The sequence below is a fragment of the Microcoleus sp. Pol1C5 genome, from assembly GCF_036701115.1.
Taxonomy (GTDB): domain Bacteria; phylum Cyanobacteriota; class Cyanobacteriia; order Cyanobacteriales; family Microcoleaceae; genus Microcoleus.
The window spans coordinates 1-1620 of sequence record NZ_JAUBQE010000142.1 but is presented as its reverse complement, the minus strand read 5'-3'; the positions used below and the strand labels follow the sequence as shown (position 1 = coordinate 1620).

The 1620-nt window shown below is 33.0% G+C and carries 1 protein-coding gene; it reads right to left on the bottom strand.

Going from position 1 to position 1620, the window contains the following annotated elements; all coding sequences use genetic code 11:
- Positions 1–65 precede the first annotated feature (65 nt).
- On the bottom strand, positions 66–1620 hold a 1555-nt coding region (locus QUA23_RS30840; RefSeq protein ID WP_333110738.1), incomplete at its 5' end, for a hypothetical protein.

The following is a 1620-nucleotide window of genomic DNA, read 5'->3' as shown; positions in this document are numbered from 1 at the left end:
AAATGTCAAGTTTTTAAACTACTTTCTACAAACTATTTCAAGTCTATTCAAACTCTATTTAAACTCTATTTCAAGTTTAAAACCTTCCTTTGTACATACCAAACTACTCCTAAAACTAAACTTAAGAACAGACCAAAAGATAAAACTCCTCCTGTACTTTTACCACCAGTTCTAACCAAATTATTAAGATTATTTAAACCATTAAGAATTGGATTTGGATTACAACCTTTTCTACTTATATTATCTGTATAAGTTGTAGAAGTGATTACATTTCCATTTTCACCAATCAAACTTGTAGTAATTTGATATTTTCCTTCATTAATTCCAGCTTTCTTTAGATCTAAACTAAAACTAACTGTTTTTGGATTGGTTGTATTGTTAATATCTAGATTAATTGGACTATCATTTCCACTTTCCCAAGTATAATTAGTTTTTTGACCATCTAAACCAACTAGTTCTATTCTAACTTTAGAAATATTTTGGGTAGAAGCACCGTTTCCAGTAAGATTTAGATCACAAGAGATAGGATCAACTAGAGTACTTTGATTTCCGTTATTGTTGTTTCTAGGAATTGTAATTCCAAGAGTTGGAGTTGGATTTGAAGTTGAGGAGGTTTGAGAAGAGGTTGAAGTTGAATCACTAGAGCTCATTGAATTAGAACTTTGGTTTAAACTGTTTGAGTTGCTACTTGAATTAGAATTGTTGGAATTTTCAGAACTTTGAGAGTTGGCTGAGTTATTGCTAGAGCTTGAGCCAGAAGAAGTTGAGTTGCTAGAATCACTTGAATTTACAGAACTGTTTGAGTTTGAAGAATCAGAAGAATCTGAAGTTTGAGATGAGGTTGAGTTAGAATTATCTGAGCTGTTAGAATCTTGAGAAGAGTTGGAATTGTTGGAAGAGTTTGAAGAATTGCTTGAGTTTTCAGAAGAGTTTGAGTTGGAAGTTTGAGATGAGGTTGAAGTGTTTGAGGAATCACTAGAACTCATTAAACTTGAGGAATTGTTTGAGTTTGAATTTGAAGAATCTGAAGTTTGAGATGAGGTTGAGTTTGAAGAGTTGTTTGAGTTGTTTGAATTTTCAGAAGAGTTGGAACTCATCATTTCGCTTGAGTTTGAAGTTTGAGATGAGGTTGAGTTTTCAGAAGAACTTGAACTCATCATTTCGCTTGAGTTTGAAGTTTGAGATGAATTTGAGTTTCCAGAACTTTGAGAATTGTTGGAAGAACTTGAACTCATCATTTCGCTTGAGTTCGAATTATTTGAACTAGAATTATCTGAGCTGTTTGAGTTGCTAGAATCTGAATTTCCAGAGCTTTGAGATGAATTGCTAGAATTATTGTTTGAAGTTGAAGAATCGCTTGAGTTTGAATTTCCAGAGTTGTTTGAATTGTTGGAAGAATCACTAGAACTCATCATTTCGCTTGAGTTTGAAGTTTGAGATGAGGTTGAGTTGCTAGAATTATCTGAGCTGTTTGAGTTGGCTGAATTTCCAGAGTTGTTTGAATTGTTGGAAGAGTTGTTTGAGGAATCTGAGCTTGAATTTAGACTTGAAGTTGAAGAGTTAGAAGAAGTTGAACTATTGTTGTTTGAAGAATCTTGAGATGAGGTTGAGTTGTTAGAA